Source organism: Candidatus Methanoperedens nitratireducens (assembly GCF_000685155.1).
Classification (GTDB): domain Archaea; phylum Halobacteriota; class Methanosarcinia; order Methanosarcinales; family Methanoperedenaceae; genus Methanoperedens; species Methanoperedens nitratireducens.
Genome location: NZ_JMIY01000001.1, coordinates 564,675 through 584,938, shown reverse-complemented (window position 1 = coordinate 584,938; position 20,264 = coordinate 564,675). Strand labels below are relative to the sequence as shown.

21 protein-coding genes and 1 tRNA gene are annotated in these 20,264 nt (G+C 42.4%); 9 read left to right on the top strand and 13 right to left on the bottom strand.

Features of this window, described 5'->3' with window-relative positions:
- Positions 1-3: 3 nt before the first annotated feature.
- Positions 4-855: a beta-ketoacyl-ACP reductase gene (locus ANME2D_RS03090; RefSeq protein WP_048089063.1), complete on the top strand. Its 852-nt coding sequence runs from the start codon at positions 4-6 to the stop codon at positions 853-855.
- 271 nt (positions 856-1,126) lie between these two features.
- Positions 1,127-1,360, top strand: a complete 234-nt coding sequence (locus tag ANME2D_RS03085) for an Lrp/AsnC ligand binding domain-containing protein (protein ID WP_048089062.1) — start codon at positions 1,127-1,129, stop codon at positions 1,358-1,360.
- Between the two features lie 7 nt (positions 1,361-1,367).
- Here the strand turns inward: ANME2D_RS03085 and cas4 are convergent, their stop codons facing one another.
- From cas4 to ANME2D_RS03065, 4 genes are all read right to left on the bottom strand, one after another.
- Complete coding sequence (gene cas4 / locus ANME2D_RS16695) at positions 1,368-2,135, bottom strand: CRISPR-associated protein Cas4 (protein WP_081810096.1); 768 nt, start codon at positions 2,133-2,135, stop codon at positions 1,368-1,370.
- Positions 2,136-2,148: 13 nt separating this feature from the next.
- A complete protein-coding gene (gene fhcD, locus ANME2D_RS03075) occupies positions 2,149-3,042 on the bottom strand; it encodes a formylmethanofuran--tetrahydromethanopterin N-formyltransferase (RefSeq protein WP_048089270.1) in 894 nt (297 codons plus the stop codon).
- Between the two features lie 142 nt (positions 3,043-3,184).
- Positions 3,185-3,445 carry a UPF0058 family protein gene (locus tag ANME2D_RS03070; RefSeq protein ID WP_320408795.1) on the bottom strand — a complete coding sequence of 87 codons (261 nt, stop codon included), beginning with the start codon at positions 3,443-3,445 and terminating at the stop codon, positions 3,185-3,187.
- A gap of 188 nt (positions 3,446-3,633) precedes the next feature.
- Entirely contained in the window at positions 3,634-4,146 is a 513-nt protein-coding gene (locus ANME2D_RS03065; protein WP_157833924.1) for a cupredoxin domain-containing protein, read from the bottom strand.
- Positions 4,147-4,250: 104 nt separating this feature from the next.
- Here ANME2D_RS03065 and ANME2D_RS03060 point away from each other — a divergent pair, with 104 nt between their 5' ends.
- The 3 genes from ANME2D_RS03060 to ANME2D_RS03050 are packed head-to-tail and all read left to right on the top strand — an operon-like array spanning position 4,251 to position 6,596.
- Positions 4,251-5,474, top strand: a complete 1,224-nt coding sequence (locus ANME2D_RS03060; protein ID WP_048089059.1) for a pyridoxamine 5'-phosphate oxidase family protein — start codon at positions 4,251-4,253, stop codon at positions 5,472-5,474.
- Positions 5,475-5,480: 6 nt separating this feature from the next.
- Positions 5,481-5,966, top strand: coding sequence for a pyridoxamine 5'-phosphate oxidase family protein (locus ANME2D_RS16690; protein ID WP_052368532.1), 486 nt, complete (start codon positions 5,481-5,483; stop codon positions 5,964-5,966).
- A gap of 3 nt (positions 5,967-5,969) precedes the next feature.
- Positions 5,970-6,596, top strand: a complete 627-nt coding sequence (locus ANME2D_RS03050; RefSeq protein WP_048089058.1) for a class I SAM-dependent methyltransferase — start codon at positions 5,970-5,972, stop codon at positions 6,594-6,596.
- Here the strand turns inward: ANME2D_RS03050 and pdo are convergent.
- The 4 genes from pdo to ANME2D_RS03030 all read right to left on the bottom strand — a co-directional run bounded on the left by pdo (position 6,593) and on the right by ANME2D_RS03030 (position 8,632).
- On the bottom strand, positions 6,593-7,255 hold the full coding sequence (pdo, locus tag ANME2D_RS03045; protein ID WP_048089057.1) for a protein disulfide oxidoreductase: 663 nt from the start codon (positions 7,253-7,255) through the stop codon (positions 6,593-6,595). The two genes, ANME2D_RS03050 and pdo, sit on opposite strands and share 4 nt — an antisense overlap.
- Before the next feature lie 5 nt (positions 7,256-7,260).
- On the bottom strand, positions 7,261-7,440 hold the full coding sequence (locus ANME2D_RS03040) for a hypothetical protein (protein ID WP_048089056.1): 180 nt from the start codon (positions 7,438-7,440) through the stop codon (positions 7,261-7,263).
- An 11-nt stretch (positions 7,441-7,451) separates the two neighbouring features.
- On the bottom strand, positions 7,452-7,739 hold the full coding sequence (locus ANME2D_RS03035; RefSeq protein ID WP_048089055.1) for an ArsR/SmtB family transcription factor: 288 nt from the start codon (positions 7,737-7,739) through the stop codon (positions 7,452-7,454).
- A gap of 65 nt (positions 7,740-7,804) precedes the next feature.
- Positions 7,805-8,632: a PepSY domain-containing protein gene (locus ANME2D_RS03030; protein ID WP_052368531.1), complete on the bottom strand. Its 828-nt coding sequence runs from the start codon at positions 8,630-8,632 to the stop codon at positions 7,805-7,807.
- 285 nt (positions 8,633-8,917) lie between these two features.
- On the opposite strand from ANME2D_RS03030, the gene ANME2D_RS03025 reads away from it, so the two are divergent.
- The 3 genes from ANME2D_RS03025 (at position 8,918) to prf1 (ending at position 12,152) form a co-directional block, all read left to right on the top strand.
- Positions 8,918-9,904 carry an AAA family ATPase gene (locus ANME2D_RS03025; protein WP_048089054.1) on the top strand — a complete coding sequence of 329 codons (987 nt, stop codon included), beginning with the start codon at positions 8,918-8,920 and terminating at the stop codon, positions 9,902-9,904.
- Between the two features lie 17 nt (positions 9,905-9,921).
- Complete coding sequence (locus ANME2D_RS03020; RefSeq protein WP_198527336.1) at positions 9,922-10,809, top strand: DUF58 domain-containing protein; 888 nt, start codon at positions 9,922-9,924, stop codon at positions 10,807-10,809.
- A 95-nt stretch (positions 10,810-10,904) separates the two neighbouring features.
- Positions 10,905-12,152, top strand: a complete 1,248-nt coding sequence (prf1, locus tag ANME2D_RS03015) for a peptide chain release factor aRF-1 (RefSeq protein WP_048089052.1) — start codon at positions 10,905-10,907, stop codon at positions 12,150-12,152.
- Between the two features lie 64 nt (positions 12,153-12,216).
- Here prf1 and ANME2D_RS03010 read toward each other — a convergent pair whose 3' ends face one another.
- The 4 genes from ANME2D_RS03010 to ANME2D_RS02995 all read right to left on the bottom strand — a co-directional run bounded on the left by ANME2D_RS03010 (position 12,217) and on the right by ANME2D_RS02995 (position 17,885).
- Positions 12,217-12,411 (bottom strand): hypothetical protein, encoded by a 195-nt coding sequence (locus tag ANME2D_RS03010; RefSeq protein WP_048089051.1) that lies wholly within the window; start codon positions 12,409-12,411, stop codon positions 12,217-12,219.
- Positions 12,412-12,684: 273 nt separating this feature from the next.
- Positions 12,685-17,010: an IPT/TIG domain-containing protein gene (locus tag ANME2D_RS03005; protein ID WP_048089050.1), complete on the bottom strand. Its 4,326-nt coding sequence runs from the start codon at positions 17,008-17,010 to the stop codon at positions 12,685-12,687.
- 245 nt (positions 17,011-17,255) lie between these two features.
- A complete protein-coding gene (locus tag ANME2D_RS16685) occupies positions 17,256-17,603 on the bottom strand; it encodes an ArsR family transcriptional regulator (protein WP_052368530.1) in 348 nt (115 codons plus the stop codon).
- 30 nt (positions 17,604-17,633) lie between these two features.
- Positions 17,634-17,885 (bottom strand): hypothetical protein, encoded by a 252-nt coding sequence (locus tag ANME2D_RS02995; protein WP_048089049.1) that lies wholly within the window; start codon positions 17,883-17,885, stop codon positions 17,634-17,636.
- A gap of 157 nt (positions 17,886-18,042) precedes the next feature.
- On the opposite strand from ANME2D_RS02995, the gene ANME2D_RS02990 reads away from it, so the two are divergent.
- Entirely contained in the window at positions 18,043-20,100 is a 2,058-nt protein-coding gene (locus ANME2D_RS02990; protein WP_157833923.1) for a DNRLRE domain-containing protein, read from the top strand.
- A gap of 47 nt (positions 20,101-20,147) precedes the next feature.
- Here ANME2D_RS02990 and ANME2D_RS02985 read toward each other — a convergent pair.
- A tRNA-Gln gene (locus tag ANME2D_RS02985) sits at positions 20,148-20,220 on the bottom strand.
- Positions 20,221-20,264 lie beyond the last annotated feature (44 nt).

Sequence of the window (20,264 nt, the reverse complement as noted above, 5' to 3'; positions counted from 1 at the left end):
AGTATGGGGAAGAGAGCACATTTGGAAGGTAAAGTCGCCCTGGTTACAGGGGGCTCAAGGGGAATCGGAAGGGCGATTGCTTTAAGACTGGCAGAGGAGGGCGCAGATGTTGCCATTAATTACCAGTACACTAAAGAGCATGCTGAGGAGGTATCAAAGCTGATAGACCAGATAGGCACGACAGAGGAGATTATTAAAATATCCCAGATGATAGATCAGATGGATACTAAAGAGCATGCAAAGGAAGTATCAAAGCTGATAGGATCTATGGGCAGGCATTCCTTCATCTGTCAGGCGAACGTAAGTGATATTGAGCAGGTGTACAGGATGCGGGATGAGGTGATCAGGCAGTTTGGTAAAATCGATATACTGGTTAATAATGCAGGAATAACCAGGGATAAATCTTTTATCAAAATGACTCCACAGATGTGGTCAGAAGTACTATCTGTGAACCTGGATGGCACCTTCCACTGCACTAAAGCGGTTATAGATGGTATGCTTGAGAGGAAGTATGGCAGGATCGTGAATATATCCTCTGTTATCGGGAGAATGGGCAATTTCGGACAGGCGAACTATGCAGCTTCAAAGGCAGGAATAATAGGCCTCACCCAGACGCTGGCAAAGGAATTCGCTGGAAAGGGTATAACTGTAAATGCAATAGCGCCAGGGTTTATAGAAACCGATATGGTGAGATCGGTTCCTGATGAAGTAGTGAAAAAAATCCTGGAGAAAATACCTGTTGGAAGGCTTGGTAAGCCGTCAGAGGTTGCAGGGGCAGTGGCGTATCTTGCCTCAGAGGATGCTGATTACATAACAGGCCAGGTTATAGATATGAACGGAGGGCTGTATATCTGATATAGTTAATTGGAGGCGAAGGAGGAACAAATATTCGTCCTCCCACTATCCCACTCCCCAGTTGGACCTCCACCCTTGTTCACCACGCATCTTTTTGCTCTACCTGCTTTCTGTGCCTCCCAACCATCCATAGGTCTATTTTTCGTATGACTGGACTAAAAATAGACGATTCTAATTCTGTAACTGCCAGTATTTATACTTGTCCGTGACTGGAATATAATGTTTATTCATTAGAAAAGATTATATTATTTAGTATCTATATGGTAGAATAATGGCAATTGGTTTTGTATTAATAAATGTTTCACCCGGCTCTGAGAAGAAGGTTTTTGATACCATGATAAAATGGGATGAGATACAGGAGCTATATCCGCTGTTCGGTGATTATGATCTTATTGCCAAAATACAGGCGCCTGATTTTGAGGCACTGAGCGATATCGTGGTTAATAAGATAAGGGCTTTAAAAGGAGTAACTGAAACAAAAACCCTGACAGGGGCGAAATTTTAGTTAAAGGTTAAAAGAACCTGGATGCCAGGGTAGATTTTACTTCACACATCCCTTTAAACCCGCAGTACTCACATGGCGCATCTTCCGGTCTCTCAGGCATGGAGCCATTCTGGATCTTTTTTATCTTATCCCTTATCTGCAGGACTTTCCTGCGCTCGTGCCGCTTTATTGTGATCTCTCTTACCTTGCCCCATCTTGCGTATTCGACAAAACCATGCTCAACTACAGTGTTATACTTCTCCTCAACAAGCATGGCGTAAGCGGTCAGCTGGAGCCTGTCGCTCTGCCATACACCATTCTCAGGCATGCTGCCTGTTTTTATTATCGAGGGAGTGAGCATATCGCCTATTTTTACAAGCTTATCAGGGCTGCCGGCCAATCCAGATTTCTCAGAATGCAGCAGAGGCTCGATCTCAACTGGTTCACTGGCATAAAAATTATCATTTGAAGGAAGATTAGAACATATATCCCCAAGGCAGGAGCGGACATTTGATACAGAACCTGCCAGAGTATCGTCATCTATTCCAGCCAGCTCTGCCCGATAAATGATACGGATCTCGTTTGATATCCGGTTAAGGTCATCGCTCAGGATAGTTAATCTATCCTCTCTATTGAAAGCAGATCCATATACCAGAGCAAGTTCTTTAAATATTATGCGCTCCAGGTATTGTGGAGTGGCATCTTTTATCAGATTATGCCCCCTATTTGTAAAATAACACGTTCTGGGACACTTAAGGTACAGTGTGAGATCCGAGACCCTGATCATACACTGCATAATGCAATAAACATTAAAAAAGCTCCTTAAGATTAAATTTGTATGGACCCAGCGTGCCTCCGTAGTTCCCTGCGCTTATCTTCTTAACACCAGGTATTTTCACAGCAGCCTCTATCCCTGCTCTCATGGATTTGCTTATAGCCTCTGTGCTCAGGCCGTTAATTACGATCTCGTATATGGCATTCACATCAGCCGGGACATTGGTATCCTTTATTCTGTCCTTAATTGAGGGACTGTATTTCTCGTTTGTGGTCGCCTTCATGAATTTTGCATAATTTATGGAACCCACCTTTGAGCCGCTTGCAACTATGCCGCCGGGAAAAGGAGTTATCGTTCCCTCGATCTGGGCTATCGTATCCACAGCATTCTCAGCCGCAGCCAGTGCAGCCATCTGGTTATCCGCCATTATAAAGAAATTCCCGCCTGCTATGCCATCCTGCGCTCCTATACTGTGCTCGGCAATGAAATCGCCCTGCATCATGGGTATCCTGTACGCCTTTCTTCCACCTATACTTGCCTCTGATTCGAACCCATCACCAAAGAACTTGAGCTTAAACCCTGTATCGAACTGTTTTTCGGCTTTTGGGAGGCCGTTCCACATTGCAGCCGTAGGCGCTGTCAGGACGCACTGACCGAGGCGTTTCAGGAGCTGCTCCTCCAGGGCTTTGAAACCAAACGTGCATATCTGTATATATACACCAGGCCTGCCATCAGGCGTCTCATTTTTGACGATTTTTTCTATACCTGCCTCTGCCGGACACATTATAACAGACGTTCCAAATCCTGTTGCCTCCTGGGCAGCTACTAATGCCCATTTCTTGGTCGCCCCTGTAATCAATACACGTGCAATCTTTATTGGAAAAGCTTCCGCAAACGTATCTTCTATCTCTACTCCATTGAGTTCCATTGTATATCCCTCGCTTTGATGAACCTGGAAATACTCATCCTTTTCAGGCAGGCTCATCAAACAAGCTCAGTTCTTTACTGTATTACCTAATATATGCTTCGAAATGTTTTGAAGTAAAAATAAAAAATAAAAAAGCGCGTTTTTATTTTACCATCTCATCCATAGCGCGGCTTGCAAGCTCCTGCATTCGCACTGATGTTCTTCCGGCTCCGGAGAATTCATCATGGGCCATTATTGATGCAATCTCTTTGCCAAGTATGAAGATGGCGTGTTTATGTTCAGCTTTGCTACGGTGCACGTGTATAGGGCTTATTTGCAGAGAATAGTACTGGGAAAACTCTCCTTTCCCGCTTTGCTCAAAAAATTTCTTCATCTGCACCATCAGGGTGTGAATCTGAATCAATTCTTCCTTGTGTATATAACCGCCTCCTAACTATATGTCTTACTGTTTATTACGGGTACAGCAATCTCATTTGAGATTTATCAAATACTAAAACCGTTTGCACGGAAGCGGCCTTCCTACTTTATAAACTTAAAGTTTACGATTTAATTTAAATGATTCTTCATTATAATCTTAAAACCAATATTCTATTATCTGACAGTAATTTTCTGCTGTGGGCGGCGTGGATACTCTTGAATATAAAAAGTATAGATACCGGTATTATTAAATATATATTCAAATTTATCTTCCCTCCAGCGCAGGTATCCTGTTCGGTTCGTCCAGAGATCCTCATTGCTAGCAACAGTAACCGGAAAATCATAGATATCATCATTTACCCATCTGACTTTATCCCCGACATTTATAGTAAAATTAAGGATATTAAAATCAGCCGGCAGTTCGAGATAAGTAGTATCTTCAATTGCTCTTGCTTTGTAAAAACCTCGATCACTATCTATCCAGACTATATACGTGACAGCCGCCTCAGGGACAGGCTCAGGTGTCGGCGCTGGTGTGGGCGTATAAGTAGGAGTAATTGTGGGCTCTATTGTGGCTGTTGGGCTTGGTGTTGCTGTGGGCGTACCATCCGGCGACTCAACGCACCCCAGAAAGAAAGCTGATAGAGTGATAATAAAAATTATTGGAATAAATTTAATATTAGTCATACCTTTACCAGGTTTAATAATAATATTGTTCATAAATAACCTTATCGATTTTCTGTGATAATTGGGAAGGGATTTATTATTGATGCCCCATATCAGACCTTCGTATGCATAACGATAAAAAAGAGATGAAGTGGATCTACGAAGAGATCGTAGGCAGGATTCCACCTTTTTCTCTTCTCTCATACAAGTACAGCATCCTCTTGCAGTTATTTTTTCTCCTCATTCTCGGTATCACTCTTGGATTCATATTTAATCTCAAAACAATCTCCCTGTTATATGGTTCAACCGCAGTTCTTGTCGCAGTACTGTGGAGCCTGCTGATCCTGCAACTTGGGCCAACTCTTCGAAGATTCAGGGCGCCATTGAGTAAAGATGAGAATAGATTACTTGAGCGATACAAAGAAATACTGTTTCACAGGAATCATTATGAAATAATACCAGGGATTGCTATTTTTATTCTTTTTATGATATACCTTTTCTATTATGGATCGGATCTATTAGAAGAATGGCTTGGAGAGAACCCAAGCTCTATACTATTGCTGTTTATCAGTCTTCTCATCTGGGATCTATGTTACCGGATGGGACTCGGGATATGGACCTCTATTCTTGCTCTATGGAGATCTGTTGAGCTTAATAGCATTGCAGAGGAAAGAACCGAACTTGAGCATACGCCCTACACCGAACTGAGATCCTTGCGAAGACTGGATATTAATAACGTTTTCTTCGGAATAATTTCGCTTCTTCTAATACCATTATTACAGCAGGATCAATTTCTTGTCGCGATAATAATCTTATTCACAGTTTTTATAATCCTGTCATCGGTGGTTTCAGCCGATATTATCTCAAAGGTTCCCTGGCTGCCTCCAGATATATACAATCTTGTAAAAGAAGCCAGTTTTGCTTATGTAGGAACCTCCTTTCGAGGGATTCCTCATACAACCCCTGTAGTCTATGTCTTTGATGGGCAGAGTGTCTTTTTTAATACCTCAAAAGAGGCAAAAAAATTGAAAATATTACGTAACAACAATAAAATCGCATTTTTGATCGATAAGCGGGATATGAGCAACATATATGAGAACAAAGCTGTTCTATTTACAGGTGAAGTAAAGATCTATGGACTGCTGGATATTCCTCTTCTGTTTAGCCGGATGCTGCAGGCGCGCAGGCTTTTCATGAGAAAATACCCTGAGTATACCAGAAAATATTCAACTTCTCAATTGCCCAGGGTCTGGCAGCTAACTCCGCTTATAGCAAGAATACTCATTGAAGTAAAACCTACCAAAATCATATACTGGAGAGGGGCAAAACAGATCAGTGTCCCGGTATGATCGACCATGAGAATCCCTGATGAGATGCTAAATATATTATATGGAAATTATTTCGGGTATATCTGTACAAGTGACAGAATAGATCAGCCGCATGTTGTACCGGTGTTTTTCATATACGATGAGCAATCGCAGAAAATATTCTTTATCAGCAATGATAAATCAAAGAAGATCAAGAACATATTAGAGAACCCTAACGTGAGTATAACCGTTGATATAAGGGATCCGCTGAATCCATTTAACAATGAAGGAGTAATGGTTCAGGGCACGGCCATTATAACAGAGAAAGAACCTATTTATTTCCTTCCTGAGGAAACGCTTCAGCTTTATCGTGATATCTATATGGAGTTCAAGAGTAAATACCAGTCAGTAATAGAGAATAAACCGCTTGGAGAGAATGATATTATTGTCCAGATCAACATCAGGAAAATGGTCTACTGGAGAGGGCCGCACTTTAAATCTGTGAGAATAAGCAGAGACGGTGAGATAACATAGGCTATGTATATCGATACTTATACTTCACGCTGTAAAATATTCAGGCAGATACCCCGCGGCTCAAAAGTGCTTGAGATCGGCTGTGGATCGGGAAGACTTGCTAACATTTTATCACTAAAGAAAAACTGCCAGGTCTATTGTGTGGATAAAGATCCTGCAATGGCAGGCATTGCAAGGAATAAATGCGTAGAAGTGCTGAATATTGATATCGAAGAATCAAAGCTGCCTTATGAGGCTGGATTTTTTGATAGTATAATCCTTGGAAATGTCCTTGAACACATGAGAGAGCCCTCAAAGATACTGGCCGATCTTGGCATATATCTATCCCGGGACGGTTTTTTAATATACTCAGTTCCGAATATTGTCAACTGGCATTCAAGGTTGACTATTTTTTCTGGGAGATTTGAATACGCTGAGAGCGGTGTTTTTGATAAGACCCACCTGCGGTTCTATAACCTTAATTCTGCAAAGAAGATCGCCCATGATGCAGGGTACAGGGTTACCTGGCTTGATGTTACACCCAGCATCTATCTTTTCAAGGAGGATCTGAATTTCCTGTGGTACGGCATGGCCACGCTGTGGAAAAATCTTTTTGCAGATGAATTCATTATCAAAGCCATAAAGGCTTAAGAGTACATGGGGTTAAAGCTTGATCGCAGTGCCATAGTTATCTGCTCAATAAATACCTCAGGCGGCTGGGCCCCTGTGAATGATGTGTCCTCATTAATCACGATGAGAGGAGCGCTCATCACGCTGTATCTCTGCGCAAGATAGGGAAATTCGGTCATCTCAATAACATCCGCTCGTATGAACTCGTTCTCTATGGCGAATTGATGCGCCAGACGCGCTGCTTTTGGGCAGAAAGGACACGTGGGTGTTACAAATACCTGTATATGGACGGGCTTTGTTATTTCTGCCAGTTTCTTCTTGATATTGTCTGGTAAGGATGTGGTGCCCTTTGATACATCCAGGATATCATCTACAAGAGCAGGAAACTCATAACCAGCAGGAATCCCGTAGTACCTTATACCATAATCCGATTCCCCAACTATGGCAATTGCTGGAATTCTTTTGATATTGTATTTTTTCGCTTCTTCGTTATCTTTAACAAAATCATAAACTTTAATTTTTAATCTGGGAGATAGAGCTCCTAATCCAAGTATTAGCTCGCGCGTCTCCTTGCAGAACATGCATTCAAGCTCCTGCGTGAAAACAATGAGTTCCACATCTCCTGTAAGTGATTCAAACTTTTTCCTCAAGTGATTTCTCTCGGTATCAAGAACAGCCATAGATCTCACTCTATTGATTGAAGAAGTTTTTCAACTCTCTCAAAGACCGATCTCATTTGTCTCAACTCTGCCAGAGTCATACAGGTTAAATAAATGGATATAAGACCAAGAATAACTACCACTATTATAAGGGTATATATCGGCCACTGTGATGTTGAGCCGAACATCCAGTCCATCATCTGCATAAATCTTCCTCCTATTTTATAATCTCTTTAATTTTACTCAATGATAGTATTAATTCAAAGTTCTTTGCTCTATAAAATTTCTTCGTATAAGGCGGTTCTTCAAAATGTCTTATTTCGCTCTCCACAAGACCTGCATTTTCAAGTTTTTTAAGGTGCAGGTAGAGAAGCGGACGGGAAATCCCTGCTTCTTTAGCCAGTTCAGAGCCATAATGTTCACCTCTTGCAAGAACTCCCATGATGGTAAGGCTGTGCTCGTTGCCAAGTGCGTTTAATATCGCTGCCAGGAGTTTCTTATCCACCTTTTCACCATATTACTAAAAGGTGCTGAATATATTTAAAATAAAAGGAAGTTTGCAATGTAAGTTTACTCAACTTCCATCATTTTTATAAACGCCCCATGCCAGTTATGGTACCACACAGCACCGGTGTTGCTGTTGACACTGAGCATTCCATAGATCTTGCCGTCCTTTAGAACGTGTATTGTGTAGTAGCCATAGAATGCATCTACTTCATCTGCTCTTGTTCCGGGCAGTGCTTTATCAAGATACTTCTGTGCGTTCTCAAGTGCCTGTTCTTCGGTTACAGTACCCTGTGCAGGTGTATTCCAGTTCATATGCCCGTACCTGGCGTTCCACATCATGTTGGGACCCATCTCAGGGGTTATTGCGCCTGTATATCTGTTGATCAGCAATTCGAACGCATGTATGCCAGTACTTTTCTCTTTGATCTCTGCATAGAAGTGGTTATCAAACTCCATGATCTCTGTAAGCTTCAAATCCTCATTTCCAGTTGAGGCAAGATACTGCTCTACAGCTTCGCCTGCCTTCTCAATGGTTATGGGGGTGGCGTTTGCCACATAACCGCTGCCAGGAGTTCCATAGCCACCGCAGTGTCCGCTACCATTACCATAGCCGCCCATCATGTTCGGACCCATCATGTCATTCCAGAGCCCTCCTCCATAGTCTCTCATCATACCCATCATGCCACCGTAGCTACCCATCATGTCATTCCAGAGCCCTCCTCCATAGTTCTTCATCATGTTACCGTAGTTGTCACCGTAGTTGCCCATCATGCCGCCATAGTTGCCCATCATGCTGCTCCGGAGGCCATCGTTTGTGGGTCTTGCTACAGCGTAACCTGCTCCAAGCACAGCAAGGATTACTGCTATTGCCACAATTGCTTTTATGTCCATATTACTTTCACCTCATATTCATTATTTCATATGTAAGTTTTTCTTACATACGGTACTTGGTGTTACCTGGATATAAAGATTTCTATGTCGTAGAGTTATCCACTAATTCACTCAAACAATCCTTAGAAATACTACCGACGCTTTTTCATGTTCATTTATGCTCCAGCCGTTTAGATGCCGGGATTATTGGATGGGTTTCTGGAGGGAGCAAAATTTATATCAAGAAAAAGGCTCTTATTAACGAAATCTATCGCTGATGTCAGGCATTAGAATCGAGGTGATAAAATGGATGAAGATATCTCATCGCTCAACAAGCACGCTCAATTATACTCGCAGGAACTTAACGAGATAACCGATGAGATGCACAGAGTGATTGTAGGTCAGGAAGATGTGCTTGAAAAACTTATCCTTGCGCTTGTAGCCGATGGACATGTGCTGCTTGAAGGTATGCCGGGCCTGGCGAAAACGCTGATGATAAAGACGCTATCAGATACTATTGAAGCGTCATTCAAGCGAATACAGTTCACCCCCGATCTGTTACCTGCGGATATTACTGGAACGAGGATGTACAACCAGCATACCTGCCAGTTCACTACAAAGAAGGGTCCGATCTTTGCAAATTTCATTCTTGCAGATGAAATAAACAGAGCGCCGCCGAAGGTCCAGAGCGCTCTCCTTGAAGCAATGCAGGAGCGGCAGGTGACGATTTCAGACGAGAGCTATGTGCTTGAAGGGCCGTTCCTTGTAATGGCTACCCAGAATCCTGTCGAGACGCAGGGAACTTATGAATTGCCTGAGGCTCAGGTAGACAGGTTCATGTTCAAGATACTGCTTGACTATCCCACACAGAAACAGGAGCAGGAGATAATCAGGATGGTGGCAGGCGGCAGCATTCCTCATATCCGAAAAATAATAGCTCCATCAAGAATAATAAAGATTCAGAAATTTAATCACAGCATCTATATGGATGAGAAAATATCGAAATACATAACGGATATCGTGCAGACGACAAGGAAACCTGAAGAGTACGGGCTTGATATTAAAGACTTTATCGAGTACGGGGCATCGCCCCGTGCCTCAATATACCTTGCTCTGGGCGGTAAAGCACATGCAATGCTTGCAGGCAGAGGTTACGTAATACCCGAGGATATTAAAGCGATAGCAAAAGACGTGCTAAGACACAGGATTATCCTGACTTATGAAGCGATGGCTGAGGATGTAACATCAGACAGAATAATCACTTCAATCCTGGAGAGAGTTCCAGTTCCTTGAGGAATGGAGGGATGTCTTTGCAGCGCCCTGATACTAAAGAAATAATTTCTAAAGTCAGACAGATAGATATCAAGACGAACCGCCTCGTGGAGGGGATCATCAGCGGTGCGTATCTTTCAGCTTTTAAAGGCACTGGTATCGAATTCGGAGATGTGCGTGAATACAATATCGGCGATGATCCCAGGACGATTGACTGGAATGTAACCGCAAGGATGAACCATCCGTATGTAAAAGAGTTCATAGAAGAACGCGACCTCACTTTAATGATAATGTTCGATATCTCACGTTCATCCGAATTCGGCACCGCACGTTCAATTAAGAAAGATACAGGTATAGAACTGTGTGCATCCCTTGCGATGTCTGCCATGAGAAATAATGACAGAGTCGGGCTGATGCTTGCCACAGACAGGGTAGAAAAATATCTTCCACCCATGAAAGGGAAAAAACAGGCGTTTCGGATAATAAGAGAAACCATTTCTCACGAACCATTGCACAATAATACCGACCTTTCAGTACCTCTGGCTCAGCTTTCAAAGATACTTAAAAAAAGAAGCATTATATTCGTGATATCAGACTTTCAGGATGATATCCAGCGTTTTAAAAAGCCGCTTCAGATCCTTAAGAACAGGCATGATTTAATAGCCGTCAAACTCTTCGATATAAGAGAGCATGTACTTCCTGATATAGGATTGATCGAGCTTGAGGATGTAGAGACAGGAGAGCAGATACTTGTAGATACAGGGGATGCCGGATTCAGGAAAAAGTACAGAGAAAACATCGAATTGAGAAACAGAGAGCTATCTGAGGTGATGAAACATCTTGAAGTTGACATGATTGAAATATCTACATCAGAAGACTGGATTCAACCGGTTCTCCGGTTTTTCAGTATGAGGTCGGGACGATGAGTATTCTCATCAATATCTCAGAATCACTCAACATTTATCTATATTAGCAGACATATTGAACTAAATCTCCTATATTCTGGTTGGTGCTTAATCCAATGATAGAATCAGAAGCTCATAAGAAATACGAATTCAAAAGAACACTTGAAGCACTTCGCAGTAAGCATGGCAGAGGCACGGAACTCATCTCACTGTATATCCCGCATGATAAGCAAATATCAGATATCACAAGCCAGCTCAGGGAAGAATTCGGCCAGGCATCGAACATCAAATCAAGAGTGACAAGACAGAACGTGCAGGGAGCCATTGAGTCGCTACTCTCAAGACTTAAACTGATCCCAAAGGCGCCTGAGAATGGTGTTGTCATCTTTTGCGGCGCGGTTGATATAGGTGCGAACAAGACAGAGATGCAGACATACATAATCGAGCCGCCTGAGCCTATCAAATCATACAAATACCATTGTGACTCATCATTCCTTCTTACACCGCTTGAGGATATGCTCCATGAGAAAAAGACCTATGGTCTCATTGTTCTTGACAGGCGCGAGGCAACCGTAGGTCTTTTACGCGGGAAACATATCGAGCCTATGGCGCATCTCACCTCCAGTGTCCCTGGCAAACAGAGAAAAGGCGGTCAGAGTTCACACAGGTTCCAGCAACTGCGTCTTATCGCAATCAATGAGTTTTATACCCGCATAGGCGAGGTTGCAAGTGAGGTCTTTGTTGCGGTTGACCCGAAGGACTTTGAGGGCATTTTCATAGGCGGCCCATCACCCACGAAAGAAGAATTCGAGAGCGGCGAATACTTTCATCATGAAATACAGAAAAAGATACTCGGGCTCTACGATGTGGCATATACAGATGAATCAGGCCTGTATGAGCTTTTCGATAAACTGGGTGAGGCTTTGCAGGATGTTGAGGTGGTGAAGGAGAAAAAACACATGGAACGCTTCCTGAAAGAGCTTGTAAGCGATACCGGTCTTGCCTCGTATGGAGATGAGCAGGTCAGGAAGAACCTCCAGATGGGTTCTGTGGAAACACTTCTGCTATCTGATGAACTCAGAAAGGCTCGCCTCACGATAAAATGCAATAACTCTGATTTTGAGGATAAGAGAACCGTTACGAAAAAACCAGGTGAGGAGGAATACCAGCCAGGAAACTGCCCAAAGTGCGGTTCAAGCCTAAAGGTTGCAGAATCAGTGGATATCGTGGATGAGCTCTCTACTCTTGCAGATCAGATGGGTACGAACGTTGTTTTCGTTTCAAGTGATTTTGAAGAGGGAAACCAGCTCCTGACAGCGTTTGGTGGAATAGGTGCAATCCTGAGATACAAGACCGGGATATAATTGAGAAAGTTTATTGTAGCCCTTTTAGCAATTAAGACAAATGTAAGCACAGAAAATATTAACATCACTTATTGATAGAGAACTTTACTACCAGATCAATGGTAAGGCCTCTGATGGAATACTCAGAATTGCGCAATGCCTCCTGTATACTCGTACTATCTAAGAGCTGCTGAATGTTCTCTTTTATCCTGATATAGCGGACATATTCCTCAACCGTAAGATGGTTTTCATTATTTGTTTCTATGTAGATTGAACTCATTTAAGTCAAATTGTTTTTTTAAAAGAAATACATTATCACTTTCTCTCTGGAGAGAGAAGCCCATCCATTAATTAGTCCCTCCCTTCATTACGTTGCACCTTTACAAATATACTGCATCAGGCTTTGTTATTGAAATAATCCGTAATATTACGATCACAGGTGATGATAATAGCACCTTTTAATTTATTCTCTTGCATATTTTCAGAGAATCAAAAAAAAATGAAAAGAAGAGTTATTAATCTCTTCTTTTCCCACATATATATTTTGGCTTATTTATTTTTTGCCTCCACCCGATATTGATGTTGAGTCTTCACCATTCAATGCTTTGACTTCCAGCAGGTTTCCTGTGCTTGCTCCAGAGCCAGAGACTACAATCTCAGTATCAGACCAGCTGATGACCTCAGCCTTGAATGTAGTTTCTTGACCCTTCTTCGTAACGAATACGCCAAGATCGCTGAATGCTGGATCAGGCTGAACACTGAACCCTGTACCGGTAACAGTTATCTTTCCTGAGGCCAGCTTCGCTGTTACAACATCTACTGGTTCTATAACTGCCAGTGAAGACAATTTGCTCGTCACGCCGCCTTTCTCAAGCTGGATACTGTGAACGCCTGCACTCAATGCTGGAATAGTCACCTCTATTTGTGTATCTGTAACAGATACTACAGCCATAGCATTCCCGTCTACCAACACATTAGTCGTGTATCCTTCCTGCACAAAGTTGGTGCCTGTGATGGTCACTTCTGAGGCTACACCTGGAGTCAATGTATCTGGAGTCACGCTGGACATACCTGGAGCAACAGATCCTAAGAACGGATTATCCATGCCTGCATCCCAGAACGCATGGCAAACATTGCAATCTGCGTTATTGTTTATGTGACCATAACCAGCAGGTCCGCCGCCTTGTACATAGTTATACTGGATGTTGTGAAGCGATACTACACTATGACACTGTTGACATCCTGTGCCATTAACCGCATCGCCAGCATTCAATATTGTTGAATTTCTGAGTTCCATATGCAGATTAGTGGTGTCCCATCCAAGGCCGTATTCATCGGTCAGGTAAATTCTCAGCGGGCTTGCACTTCCATCAGTTCTTGGTGATGAAGGATTGCCAACGTGGCAATAGGTACATTTTCTGCCTTGCATACCGCTTGTTGCGTTATGATGCGTGTCACGGTTGTTGAGAATGTTATCTGGTCCACTATTATGGCACGCTCTACAGCCGCCCCATTCTTTTCCAGTGGTTGCGTTTTTCACCTTGTAATCAGCAAGGGGAGTTACAAGAGATGTATCGTATGATGGATAGTAATGTCCATCATTATAGTTTGCCAGTATACTACTGCCGTGACACTTATTGCACTGTCTATCTATTGCCCAATATGCAGCCTGTACCGCCAGATTTGATGCAGAGTTCTTTGTCGTGTTATGATGTGGTCTGCCAGGTGGTCTAATTTGTGCCAGGTTGACAGCAGGATTTGCCCAGAATGCTGTACCGTTGTGACAGTTCTGACAACTCCTTTCAATATACTGATATTGGCTGGGATAAGTACCCTGTGTTGGGTGACAATCCAAACAACCCAGGTTTGTATTTCCGTTAGGGCCTAACATCAAGTGATGTGTGTTTTGAGGTTGTACATGACAACCTTTGCATGTTTCACTTGGTACAAATGCTATACGGGTATCGTACAAACCCAAATTCTGATTCACTGGCGGTGGAGATGCGGTTTTCACACTTGAGTTGTGGAAAGTTACGGCAGCTAATGTCGGAACACTTGAATCTTTGTGGCATGAGTCGCACTGATTGGTCTGTGTTTCAGTATGCTGTCTCTTACTGCTCGTCGAGATATTTACTGGTGAGCCCCAGCTTGCATTCCCGGTATAAGCACCGTTATGACAGTCGATACAGTTTGAGGTATTAATTAGAGAATTAGCAGTACCGTAATGGCTTACGCTTGCATTATTACTATACTTGAATTTATTGATACTGTTGTTGTGGCACAGTGCACAGCTCGCTGTAACTGCTACGTCCTTGCTTCTGTCTGTGTGCTCGTCCACTTTCGGAGACGTTATTACTTGGTCTACATGACATGCATCGCAGTTACGGCTGAGAATACTGCTGGTTGAAGCACCATAATGACATGATTTGCAGTCTGAGCTTTTCAGGAGGCCAATACCTTCTGATTTATTGATGTCTTTATGTACGCCTGCACTTGCTGTGTCTATTGGCTTGCTGAGATTGGCTGAACTGTGACAGTTAACACAAGATTCATCAATATTCTGTAATGTTGCGAAGCTGAGCGCATGTACTCCGGTGTTCTTATTATTTTTCATCGCATTTGCATCGAACCAGTGTGACCGCAGATCGATCTTATTTGATGATTTCCTGTTTTGCGGCATGTGGCAGCTTATACACTCAGAATTAACAGTGTAATAGCCATGTTTTGGCAGTTCAAGTGCATGACAGATCGTACATGTCTGGCTGACAGCTGCTGGATAAACAGTACCATTGTTGAACTTTATCTTACCAGTTGGTCCACCTGCATACGCCTGATCTGAAATAGCATGTCCGCCATGGCAATTAGCACAACTTACAGCATTGGCAGCATGACCGCTGGCTTTCAAATCTTCCCATTGTTCATGATGTCCACCAGTTTTGGAGTAATCTACAGTTGGCATCGGGCTATCATCGGTCAGGGTTTCACTCAGAAGAGAATCGTTGACACCATAAGGGTACGGTTTGAAATCATCATATTCACCGTATTTACTGGCAAGAGGCCTGCTGTGACAGTCACCGCAGATTTGCGGAGTATTCCTGACTACCGAGGCATTCCTGATGTTCAATGTGGATGGACTGAGTACGTGATCTCCTCCATTTCCATGACAGGCTTCACAACCCACACTGTTCTCAGCCCAGTATCCCTTAAAGCCTGGTGTCAAACTGTTGTCATACACACCATCCGGGATCTGGCCCTGATTTCTCAATGTCCTGAATGGTTCTTTGATCGTATCGGTAACGTTACTGAGATACCCAGTGCCATGGCAGTGACCGCAGTTGTATTTCTTGATCGTATCCTTATTGTAGTCTGTCCATATTTGATCATCTATATTGAACTGGTTCTTGCCGCCTGTCGTGACGATATAACCAGTATCGTTAACATATCTGATCTTCCACTTGCTGCCGATAACAAAGCTTACATTTTCCCAGGAATAGCCACCCGGTGGATTGGGATATCCTCGTGCCATGGCATCATCCCGTGTAATCAATTTACTGGTATGCGTGGTATTGGCCCAGAGAGCATACTCATCTTTATGGCATACCTTACAGGTCGATGAGTCACCTGTGAAATTACCTGGTGTGGCTTTGTGACATGTATTGCATGACTGCGGTGCAAAACTCTCTAATGCGGGCAAATTTGCCGCGTGCACTCCAGCGTTCTTGTTATCCCTCAACGCTGTTATATCGAACCAGTGCGACCGCAGATCGATCTTATTTGATGATTTCCTGTTTTGCGGCATGTGGCAGCTTATACACTTAGAATTGTCATTGTATAACCCATGTTTTGGTAATTCTGATGCATGACAATCAGTACAGCTCTGTTTTACGGCTGCTGGATAAACAGTACCATTGTTGAACTTTATCTTACCAGTTGGTCCACCTGCATACGCCTGATCTGAAATAGCATGTCCGCCATGGCAATTAGCACAATTTACAGCATTGGCAGCATGACCGCTGGCTTTCAAGTCTTCCCATTGTTCATGATGCCCACCGGTTAGGGAGTAATTTACAGTTGGCATCGGGCTATTATCGGTCAGGGTTTCAATCAGAAGAGAATCGTTGACACCATAAGGGTACGGTTTGAAATCATCATATTCACCGTATTTACTGGCAAGAGGCCTGCTGTGACAGTCACCGCAGATCTGCGGAGTATTCCTGACTACCGAGGCATTCCTGATGTTCAATGTGGATGGACTGTTTACATGCTCTTCTCCAGGTCCATGGCAGGCTTCACAACCCACACTGTTCTCAGCCCAGTATCCCTTAAAGCCTGGTGTCGAACTGTTGTCATACACACCATCCGGGATCTGGCCCTGATTTCTCAATGTCCTGAATGGTTCTTTGACCGTATCGGCAACGTTACTGAGATAACCAGTGCCATGGCAGTGACCGCAGTTGTATTTCTTGATTGCGTCCTTATTGTAGTCAGTCCATATTTGATCATCTACATTGAACTGGTTCTTGCCGCCTGTCGTGATGATATAACCAGTATCGTTCACATAACGTATCTTCCATTTGCTGCCTATCACTAAGCTCACATTTTCCCAGCTATAGCCACCAGGCGGATTGGGATAACCTCTTGCAATAGCATCATCGCGTGTAATCAGTTTACTGGTATGCGTGCTATTTGCCCATAATGCATACTGGGCAGAATGGCATGTCTTACAAGTTGAAGAGTCACCGGTGTAATTACCTGGTGTAGCCTCTACTGGAACTATGGTTATAAAAATTAACGATGCAAACAATGCAAAAATTAAAAATATATGTATTAAATAGTTCTTGCTGCTATACGATTTTATAATACTTCCTATCCTACTCATTAATCCAACCTCTTTACAATAGTATATGTAGAAATGTTGTACCTTCTACATACTACCCTTATCAAAATATTAGTCACAACCCTTTGAATTATAAACAATAACAATGATTACCATAAATTGGAAATCCTTATAATGAGCATCATGATATCTAATGCCTGGCACGACGATTAAATAATCAAGATAAAATAAACAATTTTTATCAAGGGGGAGCCTTTAGTTGCAAACTTTTTTTTGATGCTCAATATTTAACCTTCTGGCTTGGAAAGCCTTTTCCAGATCCTTACAAATTTATCTTTATAGTCCAGAGTATCGAGGCTGATAGAAACCTTTCCATCATGGAACCCAACTCTAGCTTCATGGATTGTACAGCGATAATATTTCTCCACATTACCAGACAGATCTGTAATCGTCTTGACATTCTGTATAAGGTTAGCATTCTCCAGAAGTTTCAACTTTCTGTACACAGTTGAAAGAGGTATATTAAGTTCCTGGTTTAACTGTAAAGCTGAGCATTCCTTCTGTGAGGTCAGGGCCATTATTGCGCTGGAGTATTTATCTGCTAACAATTCAATGAACACTTTTCCATTATCCATTTTTCGATTTCATCTAATTAATATTTACAATTAGCTTTTTTTCACCGCTATTATCAGTAATATCAACCCGATTATGTCAAATATCTCAGAATATAACTTGTCCATATACACATTATCAATAAAATAAATATCAGAAAACAGATGTCCGAATGTAATAAAAGCAAAACCCATAGTGAGGTATAACATGGCAGTAATTCTTGTCTTCAAAAAAGACCTTATGGCCATGGTAAGAAGAATAGAACTCACGATAAAATGAATAACATCAATGATAAGGTATACCATGTCTTTCACCAAATACAGTAATTCCTATTTCAATACCTTCGCCATTAAAGAGTATTAATAGTATTAATACTTCCTATTTTCGTTATTTATATGGCATATAATATGTACGGATCCCTAGAGAGAGGCAAAATATATATTATTTCCAACGATTGGTAACTTGATTTTAAGGTATATGTATGAGAATAGATTCTGGATAATGGTTGTTTTGAGTATGGCTGTTTTACCATCTGCGTCTGCTTACATTAATGTAGATGCCATTAACAACGCGGATACCTATGTGCGCTCAGGGCAGAATACGACTAATTACGGCAGTGATGCTGCATTAGGGATATACGGTAGCGGCGCAAAAATGAACACTATAATGAACTGGACACTTCCGAGCGGTGATGAGGATATTACAGAGATTGCACTTACCCTGTATTGTCAGAATTGGGATAATTTTCCGGCAACTCCAGTAGAATTGCATGTTCTTAACGAGCCTTTCGAGCAATATAATGCTACATGGAGCAAAAGAAAATCTTCAACAGATTGGACTAATACGGGTGCAGAAGCGCCAATATCAATGAATTCAACTGTTGTGGATTCTATCCATGTTGATTCAGAGGGGTTTTACACCTGGGTATTAAGAGGGCCTGATGCGAGCAATAGACTGGATTCTCTATCGTGGGGAGATACAATCAATATCGCCCTGACACTACCTGATGAAACTGGATTTAGGGGCATCCAGTGCTATTCTAAAGAATGGTATTATAATCAGCCGTATATGGTTGTTACGAACGAAGTCCCAGCAGCACCGCATATCATAGACGTAACAACAGCCAGTGTGAGAAAAACCAGTGCATTAATCAGGACAATAACCGATACTCCGACAGTCAACGTTATAGTGAATTATGGTACAAATAGCTCTGATCTTAACTTATGGAGCTATGCTGATAGTTTATCAGACACCTCATATAATCTACTTAAATCATTAACCCCGAATACAACGTATTATTATAGGGTATATGCCTCAAATTATATTGACAATACTTATAAAATTGATTCTCCTCTCCTTAGCTTTACCACGGACCCGGACGGTTCATACATTCCACTGGTCACATTTGTTTTTGATGATGGGTGGAAGAGCACCGTTGATGCAAGCCATATTTTAAACGATTCCCTGTTCTCTGGAGTAAGCGCAATAGTTACAGATATGCCAGATATAAGCCCGGCTTATATGAACTGGACTCAAATCCAGGAACTTCAAAATACCTATGGCTGGGAGATAGCGAGCCATACTACATCTCATGCAGATATGTCGACACTTAATAAGTCCAGGCTGGAATCTGAACTTGGCGATTCAAAAACTGCCCTTACAGATAAAGGATTGGATGTCTATAATTTCATTTCACCATACGGGGCGTACAACTATCTCACAGAAGCATATGTGATGAGATACTACGATTCTGACCGGATCGTATCAGACGGGCCGATAGCCCCACCTTATGATGAATTCCCGCTTTATGCCAGACATATCCAGAACACCACAACGCTATCGGAAGTAAAGGAGTGGGTTGATTCTGCAATTATCAATAATTCCTGGCTGATACTGGTCCTGCATAGAATAGTGGACAGTAACCCCATGGCAGAGGAATGGACCGGAGACGATCTCGCCAGTCTGGCTCAGTATATAGAGTCAAAGGGCGAATTGAGGGTGGTTACAATTCGGGAAGCGCAAACCACATCGTTTGATTATAAAGGGATCTATGCCAGTACAGCCACAAGGAGAATAGTTAATACAGTATATCCTGATGGAACTGTTGATTACAGCAAAACCGCAACAGGACATCCAGGAATCAACGCTACTGTTCTCCCATCATCAGATCCTGTTGCAGTAGACATAACTTTATGGAACAAAGCAGGTGATTATAAGATCCAGTTTAATGAATCATCTACAAACGCTTCAAATGAAGTGAGATATATATTAGGTGACATAAAGGCTAACGCGAAATATTCAGTGAAGGTATACTGGAGCAACGGAACTTTATTTCAGGATCTCTATATCAATTCAAACGAATCAGGGTATCTCTCATACAACACAACAGGATTTGAGAATCCACGGTACACGGTGATCCAGCAAACAGCCCTGGTACCATCTTATATGGCTATAGCTATCGTTGCTATGGTGATCATTGGTGGTATTGCCTTCATCTTAATAGCGCGTCTGAAAATATGATTTTTTCTGACTTACAGGGCATATTCCCCTTGGATAAAAAAATTTAGTAGTCCCGGGCGGATTCGAACCGCCGTCACCGGCTCCAAAGGCCAGCAGGATTGACCACTACCCTACGGGACTGCATCTTTAAATCGCAACCAAACTACTTATTCTTTATGATATAC